This is a genomic window from Pseudomonas sp. NPDC089395, from assembly GCF_044749525.1.
Classification (GTDB): Bacteria; Pseudomonadota; Gammaproteobacteria; order Pseudomonadales; family Pseudomonadaceae; genus Aquipseudomonas.
The window spans coordinates 178,921-199,431 of record NZ_JBIVID010000011.1; the positions used below are offsets into that span (position 1 = coordinate 178,921).

Genomic DNA, 20,511 nt, shown 5'->3' on the forward strand with positions numbered 1-20,511 from the left:
ATTCCTTGTGAAATTTTCCGTATACTGCCGCTTTCGTTCACATCAGGCAGACTCGCGGAGCGTCCATGTCCGGCAATACCTACGGCAAGCTGTTCACTGTCACCACCGCTGGCGAAAGCCATGGCCCGGCGTTGGTCGCCATTGTCGATGGCTGCCCCCCGGGCCTGGAAATTTCCCTCGCCGACCTGCAGCACGACCTCGACCGGCGCAAGCCCGGCACCAGCCGGCACACCACCCAGCGCCAGGAAGCCGACGAAGTGGAGATCCTTTCCGGCGTCTTCGAAGGCCGCACCACGGGCTGCTCGATCGGCCTGCTGATCCGCAACACCGACCAGAAGTCCAAGGACTACTCGGCGATCAAGGACCTGTTCCGCCCGGCCCACGCCGACTACACCTACCACCACAAGTACGGCGAGCGCGACTACCGCGGCGGTGGCCGCAGCTCGGCCCGTGAAACGGCCATGCGCGTGGCGGCCGGCGCCATCGCCAAGAAGTACCTGGCCACCCAGGGTATCCAGGTGCGTGGCTACATGAGCCAGCTGGGCCCGATCGAAATTCCGTTCAAGGGCTGGGAGTCGGTGGAAAACAACGCCTTCTTCAGCCCCGACCCGGACAAGGTGCCGGAGCTGGAGGCCTACATGGACCAACTGCGCCGCGACCAGGACTCGGTCGGGGCGAAGATCACCGTGGTTGCCGAAGGCGTGATGCCGGGCCTGGGCGAGCCGATCTTCGACCGCCTCGATGCCGAACTTGCCCATGCGCTGATGAGCATCAATGCGGTCAAGGGCGTGGAAATCGGCGCAGGCTTCGCCAGCGTCGCCCAGCGCGGCACCGAGCACCGTGATGAGCTGACCCCGGAAGGATTCCTGAGCAACAACGCCGGCGGCATTCTCGGCGGTATCAGTTCGGGCCAGCCGATCGTCGCCCACTTGGCGCTCAAGCCAACCTCCAGCATCACCGTGCCGGGCCGTTCCATCGACGTTCATGGCAACCCGGTCGAGGTCGTTACCAAAGGCCGCCATGACCCTTGCGTGGGCATTCGTGCGACACCGATTGCCGAGGCGATGATGGCCATCGTGCTGATGGATCACCTGCTGCGTCACCGTGGGCAGAATGCCGAGGTGAAGGTCACGACGCCGGTACTGGGCCAGCTCTGATTCGTCTTTACCGGCCCCTTCGCGGGACAAGCCCGCTCCCACAGGATCAATTTCACAGCTGACTCTACCTGTGGGATTGGCTCTGTGGGAGCGGGCTTGCCCCGCGAAGAGGCCGGTACAGACACCGAAAAGGCCCATTTCATGCCCTCGATCCCCTACTGGCGCCTGTCCAGCTTCTACCTGTTCTACTTCGCCCTGCTGGGCTCCACGGCCCCGTTCCTGGCCCTGTATTTCGACCACCTTGGCTTCCCTCCGGCGCGCATCGGCGAGCTGGTGGCGATCCCCATGCTGATGCGCTGCATCGCCCCCAACCTGTGGGGCTGGCTGGGCGACCGCACGGGCCAGCGATTGCTGATCGTGCGGCTCGGCGCCTTGTCGACCCTGGCCACCTTTTCCCTGATCTTCTTCGGCAAGAGCTACGCCTGGCTGGCGCTGGTAATGGCCCTGCACGCGTTCTTCTGGCACGCGGTGCTGCCGCAGTTCGAGGTCATCACCCTGGCCCACCTGCACGGCCAGACCTCACGCTACAGCCAGGTGCGGCTGTGGGGCTCGATAGGCTTCATCCTCACCGTGGTGGGCCTGGGTCGCCTGTTCGAATGGCTGAGCCTTGACATCTACCCGGTCGCGCTGGTGACGATCATGGCTGGCATCGTCGCCGCCAGCCTGTGGGTGCCCAACGCCCAGCCGGTGGAGCAGGGGGAGCGCGAGGGAGCCGGCGGTTTCCTGCGCCAGCTGACGGCGCCAGGCGTGATCGCCTTCTATGTGTGCGTGGCATTGATGCAGCTCAGCCACGGACCGTACTACACCTTCCTCACCTTGCACCTGGAGCACCTGGGCTACAGCCGCGGTGCCATTGGCCTGTTGTGGGCGCTGGGGGTGGTGGCCGAAGTGCTGATATTCATGGCCATGAGCCGAATCTTCGCGCGCTTCAGCGTGCAGCAGGTGCTGCTGGTCAGCTTCCTGCTGGCGGCGCTGCGTTGGCTGTTGCTGGGCAACCTGGCCTCCGAGCCAGGCGTGCTGGTCTTTGCCCAGGTGCTGCATGCGGCCACCTTCGGCTGTTTCCACGCGGCATCGATTGCCTTCGTCCAGGCCAGTTTCGGCGCCCGTCAGCAAGGCCAGGGCCAGGCGCTGTACGCGGCGTTGTCGGGTACGGGCGGTGCCCTGGGGGCGCTGTATTCAGGCTACAGCTGGAAACTGCTGGGGCCGACCTTCACCTTTGGTATGGCCAGCGCCGCAGCACTGGCTGCAGCCGTTATCATTGCCACTCGTTTGAAATCGACCAGGACCCGCCGCTGATGAGCATCCTCTGTGTTTTCCACCCGTCCAGCCCGGACTTGCCGAACAAGGTACTGACCCACCACGACGATATCGCTGCAACCTTGGCCGAGCAGGGTGTGCGTTTCATGCACCAGCCGCTGGATCTGCGCGTACGGCCAGGCATGGGCGAGCAAGCGGTACAAGACGACTGCCGTGAGCTGCTCGACCAACTGATGACCGCGCACGGCAGTGCCGCCTTCCGCGTGCTCGATCGTGATGGCGCGCAACCGGCGCAGGTCGACCTGCGCGACGAGCATGTGCATGACGCCGAAGAAGTATTTGCGGTGGTGAGCGGCCGTGCCCAGGTCGGGTTGCGTCTGGGTGACTACGTGTATGCAGTGTTGTGCGAGAAGGGCGACCAGCTGGTGGTGCCGGCCAAGACGCGGCGCTGGGTGGAGCTAGGGGATAACCCGTTCTGCGTGGCGCTGCGGCTGTTTGCCAGCGAGCAGGGGGTGGAGCCACGGTTTACGGGTGATGAGACGGCTCGGTTGTTTTTGGGCATTGATGAACTTTAGTGCCTGACCGGGCCTCATCGCGGATAAATCCGCTCCTACACAAGTGCCCCGCCATCCCTATGGGCAATGCAGCAACTTGTTGTTGTAGGAGCGGATTTATCCGCGAGAGGCCGGCACAGGCAAACTCAACGATAGGTCGGCAGCGCAAACCGTTGCTGGCTCTGCAGCATCGTGATCACCGGCAGTTCACTGGCCTGTTCGGCCAAGTCACGGCGAATGGCGCTGATCGCCCAGGACAGCTGTTCGGCGCTGTGCAGTTGCGCGTAAGTCAGCACCCGGCGAGTCACTTTGCTGTCAGCGGCGCGAAGGGTAAGCAGGATGCCACCATCGGGACGGGGCTGGGTGGCGACCTGGTAGGCCGGGAACACCGAGACGAACTTTTCCTGGATGAGGTCCATATCAACTCCTGACTGTTGGTGGGCAGACGTGAGTTGATTGTTGCAGTGACCGTGCCAGAACGGTTTCTGAATAAAAACCCTTTAAATTCAATGAATTACAAGCATTTGCAGAAGGCGGCGTCGTGCAGGCTGCATGGTCGTGCATTTTGCACAGTGCATTTTGCACGAGTCACGCAACGCCTATCGGCCCTATAGATTCTGAACCTTTGACCCCGTGCACGTGCCTGACAAACACTTGGGCAATCTTTTCTGCCAGGAGGTTCCAGATGTCCGATCAACATGCGCCCGCTGCCATGACCGATGAAGAAATCGCTGCCTTCGCCGAGCAGGTGTTCGAGCGTGCCCGCCAGGGTGACGCCGAGATGCTTGAACGGTTGTTGGCCAGCGGCCTGCCGGCCAACCTGCGCAACCACAAGGGCGACACCTTGCTCATGCTGGCCAGCTACCACGGCCAGCATGAGGCGGTGCGCGTGCTGCTGGCCCATGGCGCCGACCCGTTGATCGCCAACGACAACGGCCAGTTGCCGATTGCCGGGGCGGCGTTCAAGGGCGATCTGGCGATGATTCGCTTGCTGCTGGAGCAGGGGGTGCCGGTGGATGCCGCCGCACAGGACGGGCGTACCGCACTGATGCTGGCGGCCATGTTCAACCGCGGCGAGATCCTCAACTACCTGCTGGCCCAGGGCGCCGACCCGGCTCACCGCGATGCCCGTGGCGTCACCGCGTTGATGGCGGCGCAGACCATGGGCGCAGTGGAAGCCGCGGCACGCTTGCAGGCGCTGGCCGGCTAACCGTTCGGGGGCGTTTGCGGCTATCCTTGGCGACTTTTCACCCGTCGCAGGCCCCCGTTCATGAAAAACCAGTTGCTCGAATTCATCAGCCTCATTGCCGCCGGCTGCATGCGCGATGAAGACATCGAGCGCATCGCCGACGAGGCCGCCCAAGCCTACGCTGACCCCGCCGCTTTCCTGTCCGCCAATCCGGACATCAATTATGACGACAGTTACCCGATCGCCCTGGGTGAGTGGGTCGTGCTCGGCAGCCTGCCGGATACCGTGGTGTTCCAGGCCGACAGCTATCAGGAGCTGTTCCAGCACATCAGCGATTCGTTCGACAAGAGCGTGCCGTTCACCCTCAAGCCCAAGCAGCTGGCACGCACCGAGCCGCTGACCGCGCTCAACCGTATTCAGGTGCAGATGGGGGCGTTGAATAAAGAGGCGGGGGGTTATGTGCTGCTGAACTTCAGCCAGTTGCTCGATGATGAGCTGCAGATGGTGATGGTGGGGCAGAACGACCTGGCGCGCGTGCTGGAGCTGGGGGCAGAAGTGGGGATCAAGGTGGAGCCGGCGTTGGAGGCCTTGAAGGTCGCGGTTCACGTTTAAGGCGCAATTCTTTTGTAGGAGCGGCCTTGTGTCGCGAAAGGGCCGCGATGCGGCCCCAGCAATAGTTGTAGCGCTCCAACGAACCTGGGGCTGCTTCGCAGCCCTTTCGCGACACAAGGCCGCTCCTACAGATGGGCCGCCAATCAGTTCAATCAGCCCAGCGCAGTATCCAGAAACATCATCACTGCAAACCCACCCATCAACCCCAGGGTTGCCGCAGTCTGATGCCCATTACGGTGGGTCTCGGGAATCACCTCGTGGGACACCACGAAAATCATCGCCCCAGCCGCCAACCCCATGCTGATCGGGTAGGCGAGGGCGAAACCAGTGGAAATCCCCAGGCCAATCACCGCCCCAAGCGGCTCCATCAACCCCGAACCAATCGCCACCAACGCCGCCTTCAAGTTCGAAAGCCCAGTCGCGCGTAACGCCAAGGCCACGGCCAACCCTTCGGGAATATCCTGGATAGCGATGGCGCTGGTCAGCGGCAGGCCGATGTTCATGTCGCCGTTGGCAAAGCTCACACCAATCGCCATGCCTTCAGGCAGGTTGTGCAAGGTGATTGCCAGCACGAACAGCCACACCCGGCTGATCCGCTCGGCCTCGGGGCCGCAGGGGCCGGTGCTTTCATGTTCATGGGGGGTGAAGCGATCGAGGCCGAGCATCAGCAGCACGCCAAGCCCCATGCCCAGCACCACGGTGAACGCTGCCCCCGGGCCATTACCGGTGATCTCGCGGGCGGCATCCAGGCCCGGCAGAATCAATGAGAAGGAACTGGCCGCGAGCATCATGCCAGCGGCAAAGCCGAGCATCACGTCCTGGCTCCGGGCGCTGACGTCGCGCAGCACAACGGCCAGCACCGCCCCCAATGCCGTGGCGCCGAACCCGGACAAACCACCGAGCATTGCCAGGTGCAGGTTGTCGGCATGGTCGCCGTTGATGGCGTTCCAGAAGCTGGCCGCCAGCAGCACGATTACCGCCAGCAGGCTCACGCCCAGGCCGGCGCTGAGCCATGGGGTGTTGATCGCTTGTTGCCGCCAGGCGCTCAGCAGGGAGGGGGAGGCGGCGCTTTGGGGGTGGGCGGGGGGCATGGGCACCTCGAACTGATGGATACAAGCAGTCTATCCAGAGACCGGCTCGCGTGACCAAGGATTCCCTTCTATCGACCTGATAGCCGATCATGCGCGGTCTCGCGCATTTCAAGGGGGCAGCATGGGTTCGACATTCAATTGCCTGGTTGGGCTGATCATCCTGGCCCTGGCCATCTGGGCAATCTTCAATGTGCTCAAAAGCGGTAGCAAGGTAGGCGTCAAGGTACTGTGGATGCTACTGATCGTACTGGCGCCAGTGATCGGGCTGGTGATTTGGGCGATCGCCGGGCCGCGCGCCAATATGCGCGCTTGAAGGCCGCGGCAGACAAAAACCGCAACAGGTCCGTGACAAAATTTTCACATTGGTTTAAACAGAATCCGCACCCGCACAATGCTGCGTTGGTCTAGTGCCAGCGCCATCTCCGCAAACCGCAATCCTAGGACTTCCCCATTCATGGCTAACACGGATGCCTTGAAGCAACAGGGCGCGCGAGCTTTCACGCCGACCTTGAAATCGCACCTGGCCTATACGCTGCTCAGCGGCCTGGTAATCATGTTGATGCTCAGCCTGGTGCGCCTTGCGCTGCTGGTCTACAACAGCGACATGATCGGCGACACCCCTTACGCCACGGTCGCCGAAGGCTTCCTCAACGGCCTGCGCTTCGACCTGCGGGTAGTGGTGTACCTGAGCATTCCGTTGCTGCTGGCGATCCTCAGCCCGTGGGCGATGGCCCAGCGTGGCCTGTTCCGCTTCTGGCTGACGATCACCTCGAGCGTGGTGATGTTCCTCGGCCTGATGGAGTTGGACTTCTACCGCGAGTTCCACCAGCGTCTGAACGGCCTGGTCTTCCAGTACATCAAGGAAGACCCGAAGACCGTGATGAGCATGCTCTGGTACGGCTTCCCGGTGGTTCGCTACCTGCTCGCCTGGCTGTTCGGCACCTGGCTGCTGAGCCTGCTGTTCAAGGGCATCGACCGCCTGACCCGGGGCAATGGCCTGCAACGCGTGGCGCCTTGGTACAACCGCCTCGCCGTGTTCATGGTGATTCTGCTGGTGGCCGTGGTCGCCGCCCGTGGCACTCTGCGCCAGGGCCCGCCGATGCGTTGGGGTGATGCTTTCACCACCGACTCCAACTTCGTCAACCAGTTGGGCCTGAACGGCACCCTGACCCTGATCGACGCCGCCAAGAGCCGCTTCGGCGAAGACCGCGCCAATATCTGGAAGCCGGTGCTGGAGCAGAACCTGGCCACCCAGACCGTGCGTGAGCAGCTGCTGACCCCGAACGACACCCTGGTCGATGCCGACGAGGCTGCTATCCGCCGTGACTTCGTGCCGCCGGCCGAGCGTACCCTGCCGATCAAGAACGTCGTGGTGATCCTGATGGAAAGCTTCGCCGGCCACTCGGTCGGTGCCCTGGGCAGCCCGAACAACATCACCCCGTACTTCGACAAGCTGGCCAAGGAGGGTCTGCTGTTCGACCGCTTCTTCTCCAACGGCACCCATACCCACCAGGGCATGTTCGCCACCATGGCCTGCTTCCCGAACCTGCCAGGCTTCGAGTACCTGATGCAGACCCCGGAGGGCGGCCACAAGCTATCCGGCCTGCCGGCACTGCTCAGCGCCCGCGACTACGACGATGTCTACGTCTACAACGGCGACTTTGCCTGGGACAACCAGTCCGGTTTCTTCGGCAACCAGGGCATGACCACCTTCATTGGCCGTAACGACTTCGTCAACCCGGTGTTCTCCGACCCAACCTGGGGCGTGTCCGACCAGGACATGTTCGACCGTGGCAACGAGGAACTGGCCAAGCACGACGGCAAGAAGCCGATCTACGCGCTGCTGCAGACGCTGTCCAACCACACGCCCTATGCGCTGCCAGCAGACCTGCCGGTCGAGAAGGTCACAGGCCAGGGCCGTCTGGATGAACACCTGACCGCCATGCGCTACTCCGACTGGGCATTGGGCCAGTTCTTCGAGAAGGCGCGTAAAGAGCCGTACTTCAAGGACACCCTGTTCGTGATCGTCGGCGACCACGGCTTCGGCAACCATCAGCAGGTCACCGAGCTCGACCTGGGCCGCTTCAACGTGCCGCTGCTGCTGATCGCTCCGGGCATCCAGGAGAAGTTCGGTGCGGTCAATCACACCGTCGGTACCCAGGTCGACATCGTGCCGACCATCATGGGCCGCCTCGGTGGCCAGGCTCGCCACCAGTGCTGGGGGCGTGACTTGCTCAACCTGCCGGAAGGCGACCAGGGCGTTGGCATGATCAAGCCGTCTGGCAGCGAGCAGATCGTCGGCCTGGTCGAGGGTGACCGCATCCTCATCGAGTCGAAGGACATGAGCCCGCGCATGTACCGCTACCAGTTGGGTCGCGAGTTCAAGGCCGAGCTGATCGAAAGCCCGGACCAGCCGGAAATGCTCAAGAAGCTCGAAGCGTACATCCAGACCGCGACCAAGAGCTTGCTGGATAACACCGCGGGTGTAGTGCACGGCACACCTAAGTAGGTGTGTCCCTATCGCCGGCAAGCCGGCCTCCACAGGTAAAGCGCACAATGCACCTGTGGGAGCCGGCTTGCCGGCGATAGGGCCACCACTGAATTCAGCTGACTGAACAAATCCCCCCGCCCACGGTCAAGCAATTACAGGCATCACCCCGGTGTTCTCTGCTTGAGGGCTATTCAATGAAAGAGTGGGAAGTCATCTTTGCCGACCAGAAAGGCGAGCCGACCACGCTGCTGATGCACGGTGAACAGTGCCCCAGCGAGGAAGAGGCGGCCCGCGCCATTCGTTCGCATCTGTTTCCGGTCATGGATGAGCTGGACCTCAACGACTTCCAGGACCGCGCCCCATCCCCCACGGCACGCTGGCTCAAGGAGCAGAACGGCGTGATCATCACCAGCATCAAAGAAACCCCCTGACCCACAGGTTGGCGTGGTGTCCTGGCAGGCACTACGCTGGTGGGAGGTGTCGGCCTTTTCTGCGGGGCGGCACCCATTCAGTTCGCGTCTTGCATCAGCTCGATCTGCCGGAGGTGTCGGCAGGTGCGTAGTGCACGGAAAGTCTATCCATCGCTTTATTCGGGAGGACGATTCATGAGCAGCCAGAACGACGATATCAGCAGCAATGTCCTGCGCCAGATGAAAGCTGGCGGTTTTGACTTCACCCGCATCCATCCCATCGAGTTCTACGCGGTATTTCCCGACGAAGCCAATGCACGGCGGGCGGCTGGGCAGTTTCAGGGCGAATCGCTCAATGCTCAGGTGCATGAGCGTGACGATGGCGTTTGGCACCTGGAGCTGAGCAAGGTCATGTATGCCACTTACGGGGGCATCGGTGACTTCGAGGAGCGGTTCGAGCAGGTCGTTTCACCTTACGGCGGAGAAGTCGAAGGGTGGGGCGTCAAACACGAACGGCCGATAGCCTGAATATTGCGGTGGCCTCTTCGCGGGACAAGCCCGCTCCCACAAGTACTTCTCTGAATCTGAAAATACTGGGGTACCTGTGGGAGCGGGCTTGTCCCGCGAAGAGGCCACCGCAAGCTCAAGGCTTGCGCTTGGCCATATGCCCCAGATAAGCCAACAAGGCATCCAGCTCCTGCTCGCTCAACACACTTTCGGCAAACCCCGGCATCCGCGCCTGCGGCCATTGCCGCAAGCTTTGCGGGTCACGAATGTACTGGCGCAAGAACGCCGGCTGGAAATACTCGGTCGGGTTGTGCGGGACATTCAAGTCCGGCCCGAACTGCGCATCGCCCGCGCCATTGAGCCGATGGCAGGCCAGGCAATTCTGCTGGAACAAGGCAAACCCGTGGCGCACGGGGTCGTTGGCCGGCAGTTTCGCGTCCGGCAGCAGCGCCGGGAAGCGTTGTTCGACGGGGGCCAGGCGGCGGATCGTGGCGATCTGGAAGGGCCACTGCTCGGGCCGGATGCCGCTCGCCTGTGGGTCGGTCCATACCAGATAGAACGGCCCGGCACTGGGTTTGCCGGTGCCCAGTGCTGGCCAAGGCTCGGCCGGGTCTTCGACCGCCAGCCAGGCGCGTGCAGGGCCGTCCTGCAGCAACGGCCCAGCGGGCATTTCGGCCGCAAAGCCATCGAGTGCCACGGCCTGCAGGTGGTCATCGGCATCGATGCCGTGCAGCAGCGTGGCCAGTGGCACGGCGCGATAGCGCATGGGCCGCTTATAGGAAACATCCTGTTCGAGGGTGATTTCTTGGGCTTGTGCAAGCAATTCGGTACTGTCGAGCTGGCGCGGCGTACCGCCCAGCTCCAGGTGCAACTGCGCCGCCGACAGCGGCAGGCTAGCGAGCAAGGCAAGCAGGGCAAGGCAACGGCGCATAGGCAATCTCCAACCATCAAGGCCGGCAGATTACCTGTGCATTGCCAGTGAAGGCCACAGCCACCGTCATCCGAACAAGCGTGTAAGGTTCGGCAGAATCAGCAGCAAGGTCGTGGCGAACAGAATGAGCCCAGCTTGGCGAAGTTTCGATTGTCTGAACATGGCGGACCGCCTTCTTGTTGTTATTCCTGAATACCCGTTTGGCTTCCTGTCACGTTGGGGTCGATCACAGTGGCGTGTCTGCACGCCGGTACTGAAATACCTCTTGAAATCGATATACAACCAACAGTAGGGGCAACGTCATCCCTGTTTCAGAACCCTTTGTTCTATTGAGTAAAACTGAAATCGCTTTCTGCTATGAGGCCAAGGGCCAGCTCGCTGGCATGTCCTTCCTAGACGGCTGCACTTGCGGGTAAAGTTGTCCGACAAAATGTGACCGTTCGTCAGTGCAGCCTACTTGCTTGTACGTGTCTTTCGCGTCAGTCTCTACAACAGATTCCCACTCATGTCGTTCAGGACTATCCCTATGTCGTTACGCATCTGCATCCTTGAAACCGATGTCCTGCGACCGGAGTTGACCGCGCAGTACCAGGGCTACGGAAGGATGTTCGAGCAGCTCTTCTCGCGGCAGCCGATCGCAGCCGAGTTTTGTGTGTACAACGTGATGAACGGCGACTATCCCCCCGACGAAGCGCGCTTCGATGCCTACCTGGTGACGGGCAGCAAGGCCGACTCGTTCGGCACCGATCCCTGGATCCAGACGCTCAAGGCCTATCTCTTGAAGCTGTACGAGCGTGGCGAGAAGCTGCTGGGTGTGTGCTTCGGCCATCAACTGCTGGCGCTGACCCTGGGGGGCAAGGCCGAACGCGCCGACAAAGGTTGGGGTGTGGGCATTCACCGTTACTCGCTGGCGGCGCATGCGCCGTGGATGGATCCGGAAGTGTCCGAGCTGACCCTGCTGATCAGCCACCAGGATCAGGTCACCGAGCTGCCGGAGGGTGCCACGGTGATCGCCTCGAGCGATTTCTGCCCGAATGCGGCGTACCACATTCGGGATCAGGTGCTGTGTTTCCAGGGGCATCCGGAGTTCGTCCATGACTACTCGCGGGCGTTGCTCGATGCGCGCCAGGATTATTTGGGCGATGAGGTGTATCACAAGGCGGTGGCGAGCCTGGCGAGCGAGCACCAGGGCGATCTGGTGGGCGAGTGGATGATGCGATTCGTTCAGCAGTCGGGCAAGGCCAGCGATAGCGCGGCCTGATCAAGTTGGGGGCTGCTGCGTAGCCCATTCGCGGGACAAGCCCGCTCCCACAGCATTGCTACAGGCCATGAAGGCTGCAGGCATTGTGGGAGCGGGCTTGTCCCGCGAAGAGGCCCTACAGCCAGCCAGATTTCTTGAAGCTGGCATACAACCCCGAACACCCCAGCCCAATCACTCCCAGCACCCCGAAGTACCCGTACTGCCACCCCAGCTCCGGCATGTTCTGGAAGTTCATCCCGTAGATCCCGGCAATCGCCGTGGGAAACGCCAGGATGGCCGCCCATGCCGCGAACTTGCGCTGCACGATGCTCTGCCGTGACGACTCCAGCAGCATGCCGATCTCGATGGTCTGGCTGGCGATATCGCGGATCCCGGCCAAATCCTCCATCTGTCGCGTGACGTGGATTTGCACGTCGCGAAAATACGGGCGCATGTTCTTGTCGATGAACGGGAAGCTCAACCGTTGCAGTTCCTCGCTCACTTCCACCATCGGTGCCACGTAGCGGCGCAAGCGCAGGATGTCGCGGCGCAGGCTGTGCAGGCGCCTGATGTCTTCTTCCTGCAGCGAGCCACCGAGCACGCTTTGCTCCAGCTCTTCGATTTCCCCATGGATCGCTTCGCTGACCGGCTGGTAGTTCTCGGTGACGAAGTCGAGCAGGGCGTAGAGCACGAAATCTTCGCCATGTTCGAGCAGCAACGGCCGCGCCTCGCAGCGCTGGCGCACCAGGGCATAGGATTTCGAGTGGCCATTGCGGCAGGTGATGATGTAACCGTTGCCGGCAAAGATGTGGGTTTCGATGAACTCCAGCTTGCCCTCATGGCGCACGGGCGAATACGTGACGATGAACAGCGCGTCGCCGAAGGTTTCAAGCTTCGGCCGGCTGTGTTTTTCCAGCGCGTCCTCGATGGACAGTTCGTGCAGGTTGAACTGGCGCTGCAGGTTGGCCAGTTCCTCGGCGTTGGGTTCTTCCAGGCCGATCCAGACGAAATGCCCAGGCTTGCGCGCCCACTCGCTGCCTTCATCGATGCTGATGTTGGTGACCTTCCTGCCGGCGGCGTACACCGCCGATGCCACGACTCGACCCATGGTGATCCACTTGTTCGGTTGCACACGGGATACAGCTTGGGCTGTAGTGGCCTGGAGAGCAACCTGTCGGTTCGGGTAGCGGTGCTGGCTTCTTCGCGGGACAAGCCCGCTCCCACAAGCAACCTAGTGGTTGGCCAGCTCGCCTTCCATGCGGTCGATGCACTGCTGCATCTGCGTGCGGCACTGCTCGACCAAGGCCGGCACGTCCTGTTGGCTGAGCCCGGCGGTGGCGATCGGTGGCAGCGAGCGCACGATCACCGTGCGCTGGCGCCAGCTGTTCAGGCTCAGGCGGCGGGTGTAGCGGCTGACACACACCGGCACGATCGGCACGCCGGCCTCGATGGCCATGTGGAAGGCGCCTTTCTTGAACGCCAGCAATTGCTCCTCGGGATTGCGGGTGCCTTCCGGGAAGATCCAGATCGAGGTGTCGTCACGCAGGATCCGCGTGGTCACCTGCATGGCCTTGCGCGCCTGGTAGGCGTTGCTGCGATCGATCAGCACGTTGCCGCCGAGCCAGAACAATTGCCCGAACAGTGGAATCCAGCCGAGGCTCTTCTTGCCGATGGCAACGGTGCGTTGTGGCACCACATGGCCAAGGATGAACAGGTCGAAGTTGGATTGGTGATTGGCGACGATCACGCAGCCGGGCGGTTGGTCCCACAGCGGGCCGACCTCGGCCTTGACCTTGATGCGCATCAGCCAGGTGGCGGGCACGCTGTAGAGCCGGGCGAACACGCGGCTGTTGTCGCGGTTGAAGGGGCGCAGCATGCCGATCAGCAGACCGATGAAACCAACCAGCAAAAAGTGCAGCGCCAGCAGGAGCATGCGAAGGGAGTAGAGCATTGTACAACTCACACCAGAAGTCGCGGCGCAGTGTACGGATGTGCACTGGCGGGGGCAAACCTTGGTGTGTATCTGCGCTGGCCCTATCGCCGGCAAGCCGGCTCCCACAGAGAACGCGCAGGCTTCAAGACCTGCTCTGTACTTGTGGGAGCCGGCTTGCCGGCGATAGGGCCGTGAAGGTCAGCCCATATGCCCCTGGTCCAGCCCGATCGCTTCATCCAGCGCATCGAGCAACCCTTTGCGCACCTTCAGCTTGGTGTTCTTGTGCGCCAGCATGTTGAGCTTTTTCAGCTCGCGCGCCACGGCCAGGGCGGTTTCGTGCAGTTGCTCGGCCGGCACCACCTTGTCGAGGAATCCGGCATCCAGCGCGTCTTTGGGCTCGAACATCTCGGCATTGATCACCGAACGGTGGAAGGCCGCACGGCCCAGGCGGTCGCGCGCCAGCTCGATGCCCGCGTGGTGCATGGTCATGCCGATCTGCACTTCGTTCAGGCCAATCTTGTACGGGCCTTCTACACCGATCCGGTAATCGGCCGACAGCAGCAGGAAGGCACCCTTGGCCACCGCGTGACCAGGGCAGGCAACGATCACCGGGAACGGGTGCGACAGCAGGCGCCGGGCCAGGGTGGAGCCGGCGGTGACCAGACTGACCGCTTGCTGGGGGCCTGAAGTCATCACCTTGAGGTCGTAGCCGCCAGAGAGGATGCCCGGCTGGCCGGTGATGATCACCACGGCCCGTTCCTGGGTGGCGCGGTCGAGGGCGGCATTGAAGGCAGCGATGACATCCGGCGAGATGGCGTTGACCTTGCCGTTGTTCAGGGTCAGGGTCGCGATGCCGTCTTCGGCGTGGTAGGTAATCAGCTCGCTCATGACAGAGTCCTTTAAGTGGCGTGGCGACGACGTTACCCAGCGGCGCGGGCCAGGTAAAGCAGCAAGGCTGACCAGCCAGTCAGCGCGCAGGCTCCACGCCTTGCCGCGCCGGGGCAGTGTGCTGGCAGACAGTAAAAGCGCAGGCGAATTTGGCAGCATTGCCCTGGCAGCCTCGGTTTTTCAGTGGGTTGGCTTAAATGCATGAAAAATTTGAAAAAAATGCTTGCCAAAGAAAAGCTCTTCCACTAAATTAGCGCGCCTCGACAGGGTGAAAGCCTTGAAGGGAAAACGGTGAAGTGTCCGAGTGGTCGAAGGAGCACGCCTGGAAAGTGTGTATACGAGAAATCGTATCAAGGGTTCAAATCCCTTCTTCACCGCCACATTCTGCGAAAAGCCCCCGAGCTGAAAAGTTCGGGGGCTTTTTGCATTCTGGGGCCGCTTTGCGGCCCTTTCGCGACACAAGGCCGCTCCTACAGGGCGGGCGCGATCTTCCTGTAGGAGCGGCCTTGTGTCGCGAAAGGGCTGCGAAGCAGCCCCAAAAGCATCAAAAAGAAACCGAAGCCGACAACCGAGCCGTACGCGGCGCCCCCTGGAACAAATAGTTGTCGCCCAGGTAGTCCCCCACATCCCGCCAATAGCGCTTGTCGAACACGTTATCCACCGTCAGCCGCAGCACCGTGTCATACCCCCCGATACGCAGGCGATAGCGGCTACCGACATCGAACACGGTATAACCGCCCACCTCGACATTACCCGCCTGGCTCGCATACTTGCTGGCGCTGTAGCGGGCGCCGCCGAGCAACGCAAGGCCCGGCACCGGCAGGCTGTAGTCGGCCTGCACGGCGGCGCGCAGGTTCGGCACGTTGATCGCCTGATGGCCCTCGTAGGCATCGGTGCCGCTGTTTTCGACCCGGGCGCGGATCGCTGCGGCGCTGGCCTGCAGCTGCAGGTTCGAAGTCACCCAGCCGCTGGCGCCCAGCTCAAGGCCAATGTTTTTCTGCTGCCCCTCCTGTACGTAGGTGAAGCTGCCATCCCCCTCCGGTCGCGCGTACTGGTAGGCCTGGCGGATCTGGAACAGGGCTGCGTTGAAACTCATGCCTTGCCAATCGCGCTTGATGCCGAGCTCCAGTTGGTGGGAAAGGGTGGGGGCGAGCATTTCAGCGGCGTTGCTGGCATACCACGGCGCCGTTCCACCTGCCGACAAACCTTTGGCATAACTGGCGTACAGGGTGGTATCGGTGCGCGGCTTATAGATGAGCGCGGCATTGGGTAGCAGCTGGTACTGCTCTGTATGGCGCCCCGCGACACCGTTTTCGTCCCAGGTCTGTTCGTCCAGGCGCACTTCACGGGCACCGAGCACGGCCTGCCAGTGTTCGCTGAACGTAATACGGTCGCTGACGAACAGCCCGTACTGGCGGCTGTCTAGGCGGCGTTCGCTGTCACCGATCGGCTTGTCCGAAGGCGGCACGGCCGGTGCGCCGGTGTAGATGTTGCCGCTGCCGACCCACTCGTTGTAGTAGGGGCGCTGGTCGAGGGTGCGGCGTTGCGCGCTGCTGCCGATGGTCAACTCATGGCCGACGCCGAATGCGTCGAAATGGCCGTTGAGCATGGCCTGGACTTCATCGGTACGGCGCGTGTCGTCGGGGCTGCGGAAGTCGTAGATGTCGTAGTCGCCCTCCGGGCTGAAGTGCGACTGCCAGCCGCCTTCGCTGCCCCAGGCAAAGGCGCTGTAGTCATCGATGACCACTTTGCTGCGAGAAGCACTGAGGGTGCCGCTCCAGGCATCGCTGAATCGATATTCGAAGCGCCCGCCCAGGTTCAGCGAGTCGTTTTGCACAGGTTTGGCCCAGTGCTGATAGGCCAGGCGGTCATCGGGGTCGATGCCGTGGGGCACCTCGGTACCGCCGAGAAGCTGATAACCGGGCACCGAGCGCTGCTCGCGGTGCTGGTACTCGGCATCCAGCTGCAGGGTGGCCGCGGGGCTGATCTGCCAGTCGAATGCCAGCGAGGCGAAGTCGCGCTGGCCGTCGGCGTGGTCCACATAGGCGCGGATGTCCTCGTGGGCCAGGTTGGCGCGCAGACCGAACTGGCGCTCGCTGCCGAACCAGCCGCCGAGGTCGGTGGCCAGGTAGCGTTCACCCTGCTCGTTGGTCGAGACCGTCACGCTGCGCACATCCTCGGCGCGCTTGGTCACATAGTTGACCAGCCCGCCGGGCTCAGACACGCCACTTTGCAGCCCGGACAAGCCTTTGAGCAACTCGACCTGCTGCTTGTTTTCCAGCGCTACGTTCTGCTCGCCGGCGATGGTCTGGCCATTGATGCGGTAGCTGCTGGCGGCATTGAGCTCGAAGCCGCGAACGTTGAAGTTTTCGTAATAGCCGATGGGCGCATAGCTTTCGCCGACCGAGGCGTCGCTGTGCAGGACTTCGCTGAGCAGACGCACCTGGCGGTCTTCGATCAGCTGCCGGTTGAACACGCTGACCGCTGCGGGCGTATCGAGCAGCGGCGTGGCCTGGAACCCGCCCACCGAGGCTTCACGCGCCTGGTAGCCCTCGTCGCCGTAGGTGTCGGAAACCTGCAGTGGGGCCAGCACGACACTGTCCTCGGCCATTCCATTGGGGCAGTGCAAGGCCAGGCCCAGGCTGAGCAGGCTCAGGGGCAGGCGAGGGTGAGGCAGGGGCATTACCGGGTCCTTGAATGGCGAAAACCGCATCGCGCCTTCCCAGGAAAGGCGCGGTGCGGTCAAAAGGTCGCCATGTTACCCGAAGCACCTCAGTCTGAGTTGGCGGCCCGCTTGTGCTGACGCCAGCTGTCGTCGATCTTCGACCAGGTCTTGCCGTCGGTGATTGCCATCAACTTGCGGCCATCCTTGAAGGTGGCAAGGAAGGTGGCTTCTTCTTCTTTGCCGCCCAGCCAGAGCCCGGCCAGCAAGCCCACTGGGCCGGCCACCAGGGCGCCGGCAACGCCCCAGCCGATGGCAGTACCCAGGCTGCGGTTGAATTCCAGGCTGGCAAGGCGCAGCTCGCTGATGCGGGCCAGGGATATCCGCTCGCCAGGCGAGGGGCTGCGCGGAGTTTTGAGTGTGAGCGATCCGTTGCGAAATTCACCTTCACCTTGCAAGAAATCGCCGGATTGCACCGTGAGTCTTGTCATTGAGTCGTCCTGTCAGTGATAGGGCTTTGACCAGCGCCTACTGAGCGCCGCCGGGGCAGGCAAGTCAACGAGCAGGCGACGGAGGGTAGCGGTGCTATGTCGCGGGAGCCTGCAGGGCGCGTTGGCGCTTGCGCTCGGCGCATGCCCACACCGCCAATGCCAATGCCCCGATCGATAATCCGGCGACCACGATGCCCATCCAGCCCTGATGCTGGAACAATTGCGTGCCCAGCAACGAGCCTAGCGCGCCGCCGATGAAATAACAGGTGATGTAGCCGGCGTTGAGGCGCGTGCGTGCGTCAGGTCGCAGGGCGATCACGGCATTCTGGTTGCTCACATGCACCAGCTGCACGGCCAGGTCCAGCACCAGTACGCCCAGCAGCAAGGCCGCCAGCGAGTGTTGAGCAAAGCCCAGCGGTACCCATGCCAGCAACAAGGCCACCAGGCCCACGGTAGTGCCCAGTGAGCCCTTGCCGCGGTCTGCCAGGCGCCCGGCCCAGTTGGCCGACAGCGCACCCGCCGCACCGGCCAGGCCGAACAGGCCGATCACCGCATCGGAATAGTGGTAGGGCTCGCTGGCCAGGAGAAACGCCAGGGGCGTCCAGAACAAGGCGAACAGGCTGAACGCCAGCAGGCCCAGCAGCGAACGCAGGCGCAGCACCGGCTCTTGCGCGAACAAGCGAAACACCGAGCCAATCAGCGCGGGGTATTTCAGGCCAGCATGGCTGTTGTGTGGCGGCAGGCTGCGGTACAGGGCAATGGCGGCCACGGCCATGAGCGCGGCGGCCAGCACATAGATGCTGCGCCAGCCACCCAGTTCGGCCATGAAGCCTGCGGCGGTTCGAGCCAGCAAAATGCCCAGTAGCAGGCCACTCATCAGCGTGCCCACCGCACGGCCGCGTTGTTCGGGGGCGCTCAAGGTCGCGGCGAGGGGCACAAGGATTTGCGCCACTACCGAGAACAGGCCGGTGAGCACCGTGCCAAGCAGCAACCAGGGCAGGCTGGGTGCGCAGGCGCTGATGACCAGGCCGAGCGTTGAGATCGTGGTCATCACCACGATCAGTCGGCGTTGCTCGAACAGGTCACCCAGGGGCGCCAGTAACAAAAGGCCGGCGCCGTAGCTGAGCTGGGCGGCAATGATGATGCTGCCGGCGCTGGCGGTGCTCAGGCCAAACTGCTCGGCAATGCTGTGCAGCAACGGTTGGGCGTAGTAGTTGCTGGCCACGGCCAGGCCGGTGGCGGTAGCCATCAGCAGGATCAGGGCACGACTTAAGGTCGGGGCGTTCATGGCAATCTCGTTGCGGACAGTGGTGGTGACAATCAGTATCTGGAACGATAAAGCATGACACCAATGTATAGTTTTCAGCTTATCAATCTCGAAAGCAGATAGATCAATGAACCTCAAGCAGCTCGAATATGCCTTGGCCGTGGCCGACACCGGCAGCTTTACCCGCGCGGCCGAACGCTGCCATGTGGTGCAATCGGCACTCAGCCACCAGGTGGCGCGTCTGGAGGCGCAGTTGGGTGTCAGCCTGTTCGAGCGTAGTTCGCGGCGGGTGCGCCTGACGCCCGCTGGCGAAGCCTTCGTGCTCAGCGCCCGCCCTGCCGTCGAGGCCGCCGGGCGGATTGCCGATGATGTGGCTGCCGCCTGTGGCCAGGTGCGTGGGCGATTGTCGATCGGCGAGATCAGTTCGCTCACTGCATTGGACCTGGTCGAGCTGCTGGCGGTATTCCACGACCGCTACCCGGATGTGGACGTGCGTTGGCTCACCGCCAAGAGCGAGTTGCTGGTAGCCGACGTTTGTGAGCGGCGCCTGGATGTGGGTTTTATCGGCTTGTGGCAGGGCGAAGTGCTGCAGGGCGTACAGCACCGTCTGCTGGCGCGGGAAGCGTTGGTGGCGTTGTTGCCGCTGGGCCATCGCCTGGCGGGCAGGGCGCAGCTGACGCTGGCCGATCTGGCTGACGAAGTGCTGGTGGACTTCCCGGAGGGTACGGGGGCGCGGCGGCAGACCGATGAAGCCTTCAAGGCGGCGGGGCTGGTGCGGCGGGTGCAGTTCGAGATCGGGCATATTCGTCTGGTAGAGAAGTTCGTGCAGCGTGGCATGGCCGTCGGGCTGGTGCCCGAGCGGGTTGCGCAGGGCATTCAGGGAGTGGCGGTCGCGCGGCTGGCCGATGCGCCGGTGCGGCATTTGTATGCGGTGTGGTCGAACAGCCCGACGCCTGCAGCGCGGGCGTTTCTGGAGATGCTGGAGCTGCACCTGATGCAAGGCTGAAGGGGGTTGCCGCTAGCGGCCTTTTCACAGGCCTGTAGCGGCAACCCATTCGATCACGCGGCGAAACCACCATCGGCGGTCAGACTGGCCCCGGTGATGTACCCGGCCTCTGGCCCCGCCAGGTAAGCAACGAAGCTGGCAATCTCGTCCGCCTGCCCGTAGCGCCCAATCGCCATCAGCGGAATCAGGCTCTCGGCGAATTCGCCACTGGCCGGGTTCATGTCGGTGTCCACCGGCCCCGGTTGCACATTGTTCACGGTAATCCCCTGCGGGCCCAGGTCGCGTGCCATGCCTTTGGTGAGGCCGACCAGCGCCGACTTGCTCATGGCGTAGGGTGCCCCGCCTGCAAACGGCATGCGCTCGGCATTGGTGCTGCCGATATTGATGATGCGCCCGCCCTGGCCCATGTAACGAGCGGCGGCCTGGCTGGCCACGAACACGCTGCGCACGTTGATCGCCAGGGTGCGGTCGAAGTCCGCCAGGTCGAATTCGGCCAGCGGTGCTACTGCCAGTACGCCGGCGTTGTTGATCAGGATGTCGAGGCGGCCGAAGGCTTTGACGGTGTCGTCCACCGCCAGCTGCACGGCGGCGGCATCGGCGCTGTCGGCGCGCAGGGCCAGGGCATGGCCGCCGGCTGCCTGGACTTCCTCGGCCAGTGCCTGGGCCGGGCCTTCGGAGCTGACATAGGTGAAGGCTACCTGTGCGCCTTCACGGGCCAGGCGGCGAACGATGGCGGCGCCAATACCACGGGAACCGCCCTGGACCAGGGCCACTTTGCCTTCGAGTGTAAGTTGCTTGGACATGCTGATCTCCTGCTGGAAGCAA

Annotated in this window: 21 protein-coding genes and 1 tRNA gene; 12 read left to right on the forward strand and 10 right to left on the reverse strand. The window is 62.9% G+C overall.

Going from position 1 to position 20,511, the window contains the following annotated elements; genetic code table 11:
• The first annotated feature begins 65 nt into the window (after window positions 1–65).
• The 3 genes from aroC (at window position 66) to ACIPZG_RS22210 (ending at window position 2,989) form a co-directional block, all read left to right on the forward strand.
• Window positions 66–1,157, forward strand: coding sequence for a chorismate synthase (aroC, locus tag ACIPZG_RS22200; RefSeq protein ID WP_400642788.1), 1,092 nt, complete (start codon window positions 66–68; stop codon window positions 1,155–1,157).
• A gap of 141 nt (window positions 1,158–1,298) precedes the next feature.
• A complete protein-coding gene (locus ACIPZG_RS22205) occupies window positions 1,299–2,453 on the forward strand; it encodes an MFS transporter (protein WP_400716918.1) in 1,155 nt (384 codons plus the stop codon).
• Window positions 2,453–2,989, forward strand: a complete 537-nt coding sequence (locus tag ACIPZG_RS22210) for an oxidase (RefSeq protein ID WP_400716921.1) — start codon at window positions 2,453–2,455, stop codon at window positions 2,987–2,989. The genes ACIPZG_RS22205 and ACIPZG_RS22210 overlap by 1 nt, the downstream gene beginning before the upstream one ends.
• A 125-nt stretch (window positions 2,990–3,114) precedes the next feature.
• On the opposite strand, the gene ACIPZG_RS22215 is transcribed toward ACIPZG_RS22210, so the two are convergent.
• Window positions 3,115–3,387: a DUF3509 domain-containing protein gene (locus ACIPZG_RS22215; RefSeq protein ID WP_400642792.1), complete on the reverse strand. Its 273-nt coding sequence runs from the start codon at window positions 3,385–3,387 to the stop codon at window positions 3,115–3,117.
• Window positions 3,388–3,653: 266 nt separating this feature from the next.
• Here ACIPZG_RS22215 and ACIPZG_RS22220 point away from each other — a divergent pair, with 266 nt between their 5' ends.
• Together ACIPZG_RS22220 and ACIPZG_RS22225 are read left to right on the forward strand one after the other, a co-directional pair.
• A complete protein-coding gene (locus tag ACIPZG_RS22220; protein ID WP_400716923.1) occupies window positions 3,654–4,178 on the forward strand; it encodes an ankyrin repeat domain-containing protein in 525 nt (174 codons plus the stop codon).
• 60 nt (window positions 4,179–4,238) lie between these two features.
• Window positions 4,239–4,769 (forward strand): hypothetical protein, encoded by a 531-nt coding sequence (locus ACIPZG_RS22225; protein WP_400716925.1) that lies wholly within the window; start codon window positions 4,239–4,241, stop codon window positions 4,767–4,769.
• Window positions 4,770–4,921: 152 nt separating this feature from the next.
• Here ACIPZG_RS22225 and ACIPZG_RS22230 read toward each other — a convergent pair whose 3' ends face one another.
• Complete coding sequence (locus tag ACIPZG_RS22230; RefSeq protein ID WP_400716927.1) at window positions 4,922–5,860, reverse strand: ZIP family metal transporter; 939 nt, start codon at window positions 5,858–5,860, stop codon at window positions 4,922–4,924.
• A gap of 121 nt (window positions 5,861–5,981) precedes the next feature.
• Between ACIPZG_RS22230 and ACIPZG_RS22235 the strand changes: the two genes are divergently transcribed.
• The 4 genes from ACIPZG_RS22235 (at window position 5,982) to ACIPZG_RS22250 (ending at window position 9,289) form a co-directional block, all read left to right on the forward strand.
• Window positions 5,982–6,173 carry a PLDc N-terminal domain-containing protein gene (locus ACIPZG_RS22235; RefSeq protein WP_400716929.1) on the forward strand — a complete coding sequence of 64 codons (192 nt, stop codon included), beginning with the start codon at window positions 5,982–5,984 and terminating at the stop codon, window positions 6,171–6,173.
• Window positions 6,174–6,314: 141 nt separating this feature from the next.
• Window positions 6,315–8,369 carry an LTA synthase family protein gene (locus ACIPZG_RS22240; protein WP_400716931.1) on the forward strand — a complete coding sequence of 685 codons (2,055 nt, stop codon included), beginning with the start codon at window positions 6,315–6,317 and terminating at the stop codon, window positions 8,367–8,369.
• Between the two features lie 176 nt (window positions 8,370–8,545).
• Entirely contained in the window at window positions 8,546–8,782 is a 237-nt protein-coding gene (locus ACIPZG_RS22245) for a hypothetical protein (protein ID WP_400716933.1), read from the forward strand.
• Window positions 8,783–8,956: 174 nt separating this feature from the next.
• Window positions 8,957–9,289, forward strand: a complete 333-nt coding sequence (locus tag ACIPZG_RS22250; RefSeq protein WP_400716935.1) for a ribonuclease E inhibitor RraB — start codon at window positions 8,957–8,959, stop codon at window positions 9,287–9,289.
• A 115-nt stretch (window positions 9,290–9,404) separates the two neighbouring features.
• Here ACIPZG_RS22250 and ACIPZG_RS22255 read toward each other — a convergent pair whose 3' ends face one another.
• Window positions 9,405–10,199, reverse strand: coding sequence for a c-type cytochrome (locus ACIPZG_RS22255; protein WP_400716937.1), 795 nt, complete (start codon window positions 10,197–10,199; stop codon window positions 9,405–9,407).
• 526 nt (window positions 10,200–10,725) lie between these two features.
• Here ACIPZG_RS22255 and ACIPZG_RS22260 point away from each other — a divergent pair.
• Window positions 10,726–11,460 (forward strand): amidotransferase, encoded by a 735-nt coding sequence (locus ACIPZG_RS22260; protein ID WP_400716939.1) that lies wholly within the window; start codon window positions 10,726–10,728, stop codon window positions 11,458–11,460.
• A 115-nt stretch (window positions 11,461–11,575) separates the two neighbouring features.
• Here ACIPZG_RS22260 and ACIPZG_RS22265 read toward each other — a convergent pair whose 3' ends face one another.
• The 3 genes from ACIPZG_RS22265 to ACIPZG_RS22275 all read right to left on the reverse strand — a co-directional run bounded on the left by ACIPZG_RS22265 (window position 11,576) and on the right by ACIPZG_RS22275 (window position 14,260).
• Window positions 11,576–12,547, reverse strand: coding sequence for a magnesium and cobalt transport protein CorA (locus ACIPZG_RS22265; RefSeq protein WP_400716941.1), 972 nt, complete (start codon window positions 12,545–12,547; stop codon window positions 11,576–11,578).
• Window positions 12,548–12,670: 123 nt separating this feature from the next.
• Window positions 12,671–13,390, reverse strand: coding sequence for a lysophospholipid acyltransferase family protein (locus tag ACIPZG_RS22270; RefSeq protein WP_400716944.1), 720 nt, complete (start codon window positions 13,388–13,390; stop codon window positions 12,671–12,673).
• Between the two features lie 180 nt (window positions 13,391–13,570).
• Window positions 13,571–14,260: a crotonase/enoyl-CoA hydratase family protein gene (locus ACIPZG_RS22275; protein ID WP_008092656.1), complete on the reverse strand. Its 690-nt coding sequence runs from the start codon at window positions 14,258–14,260 to the stop codon at window positions 13,571–13,573.
• A gap of 290 nt (window positions 14,261–14,550) precedes the next feature.
• Here ACIPZG_RS22275 and ACIPZG_RS22280 point away from each other — a divergent pair.
• Window positions 14,551–14,640: transfer RNA gene (locus ACIPZG_RS22280), tRNA-Ser, on the forward strand.
• Window positions 14,641–14,804: 164 nt separating this feature from the next.
• On the opposite strand, the gene ACIPZG_RS22285 is transcribed toward ACIPZG_RS22280, so the two are convergent.
• The 3 genes from ACIPZG_RS22285 to ACIPZG_RS22295 form a co-directional block, all read right to left on the reverse strand.
• On the reverse strand, window positions 14,805–16,943 hold the full coding sequence (locus ACIPZG_RS22285) for a TonB-dependent siderophore receptor (protein WP_400716947.1): 2,139 nt from the start codon (window positions 16,941–16,943) through the stop codon (window positions 14,805–14,807).
• Between the two features lie 89 nt (window positions 16,944–17,032).
• The gene (locus tag ACIPZG_RS22290) at window positions 17,033–17,413 is read right to left on the reverse strand and encodes a hypothetical protein (protein ID WP_400716948.1); all 381 of its coding nucleotides are present in this window, start codon (window positions 17,411–17,413) and stop codon (window positions 17,033–17,035) included.
• 94 nt (window positions 17,414–17,507) lie between these two features.
• Window positions 17,508–18,701 (reverse strand): MFS transporter, encoded by a 1,194-nt coding sequence (locus ACIPZG_RS22295; protein WP_400716949.1) that lies wholly within the window; start codon window positions 18,699–18,701, stop codon window positions 17,508–17,510.
• Between the two features lie 106 nt (window positions 18,702–18,807).
• Here ACIPZG_RS22295 and ACIPZG_RS22300 point away from each other — a divergent pair, with 106 nt between their 5' ends.
• Complete coding sequence (locus ACIPZG_RS22300; RefSeq protein WP_400716950.1) at window positions 18,808–19,686, forward strand: LysR family transcriptional regulator; 879 nt, start codon at window positions 18,808–18,810, stop codon at window positions 19,684–19,686.
• Window positions 19,687–19,739: 53 nt separating this feature from the next.
• Here ACIPZG_RS22300 and ACIPZG_RS22305 read toward each other — a convergent pair whose 3' ends face one another.
• Entirely contained in the window at window positions 19,740–20,489 is a 750-nt protein-coding gene (locus ACIPZG_RS22305) for a 3-oxoacyl-ACP reductase family protein (protein ID WP_400716952.1), read from the reverse strand.
• Window positions 20,490–20,511 lie beyond the last annotated feature (22 nt).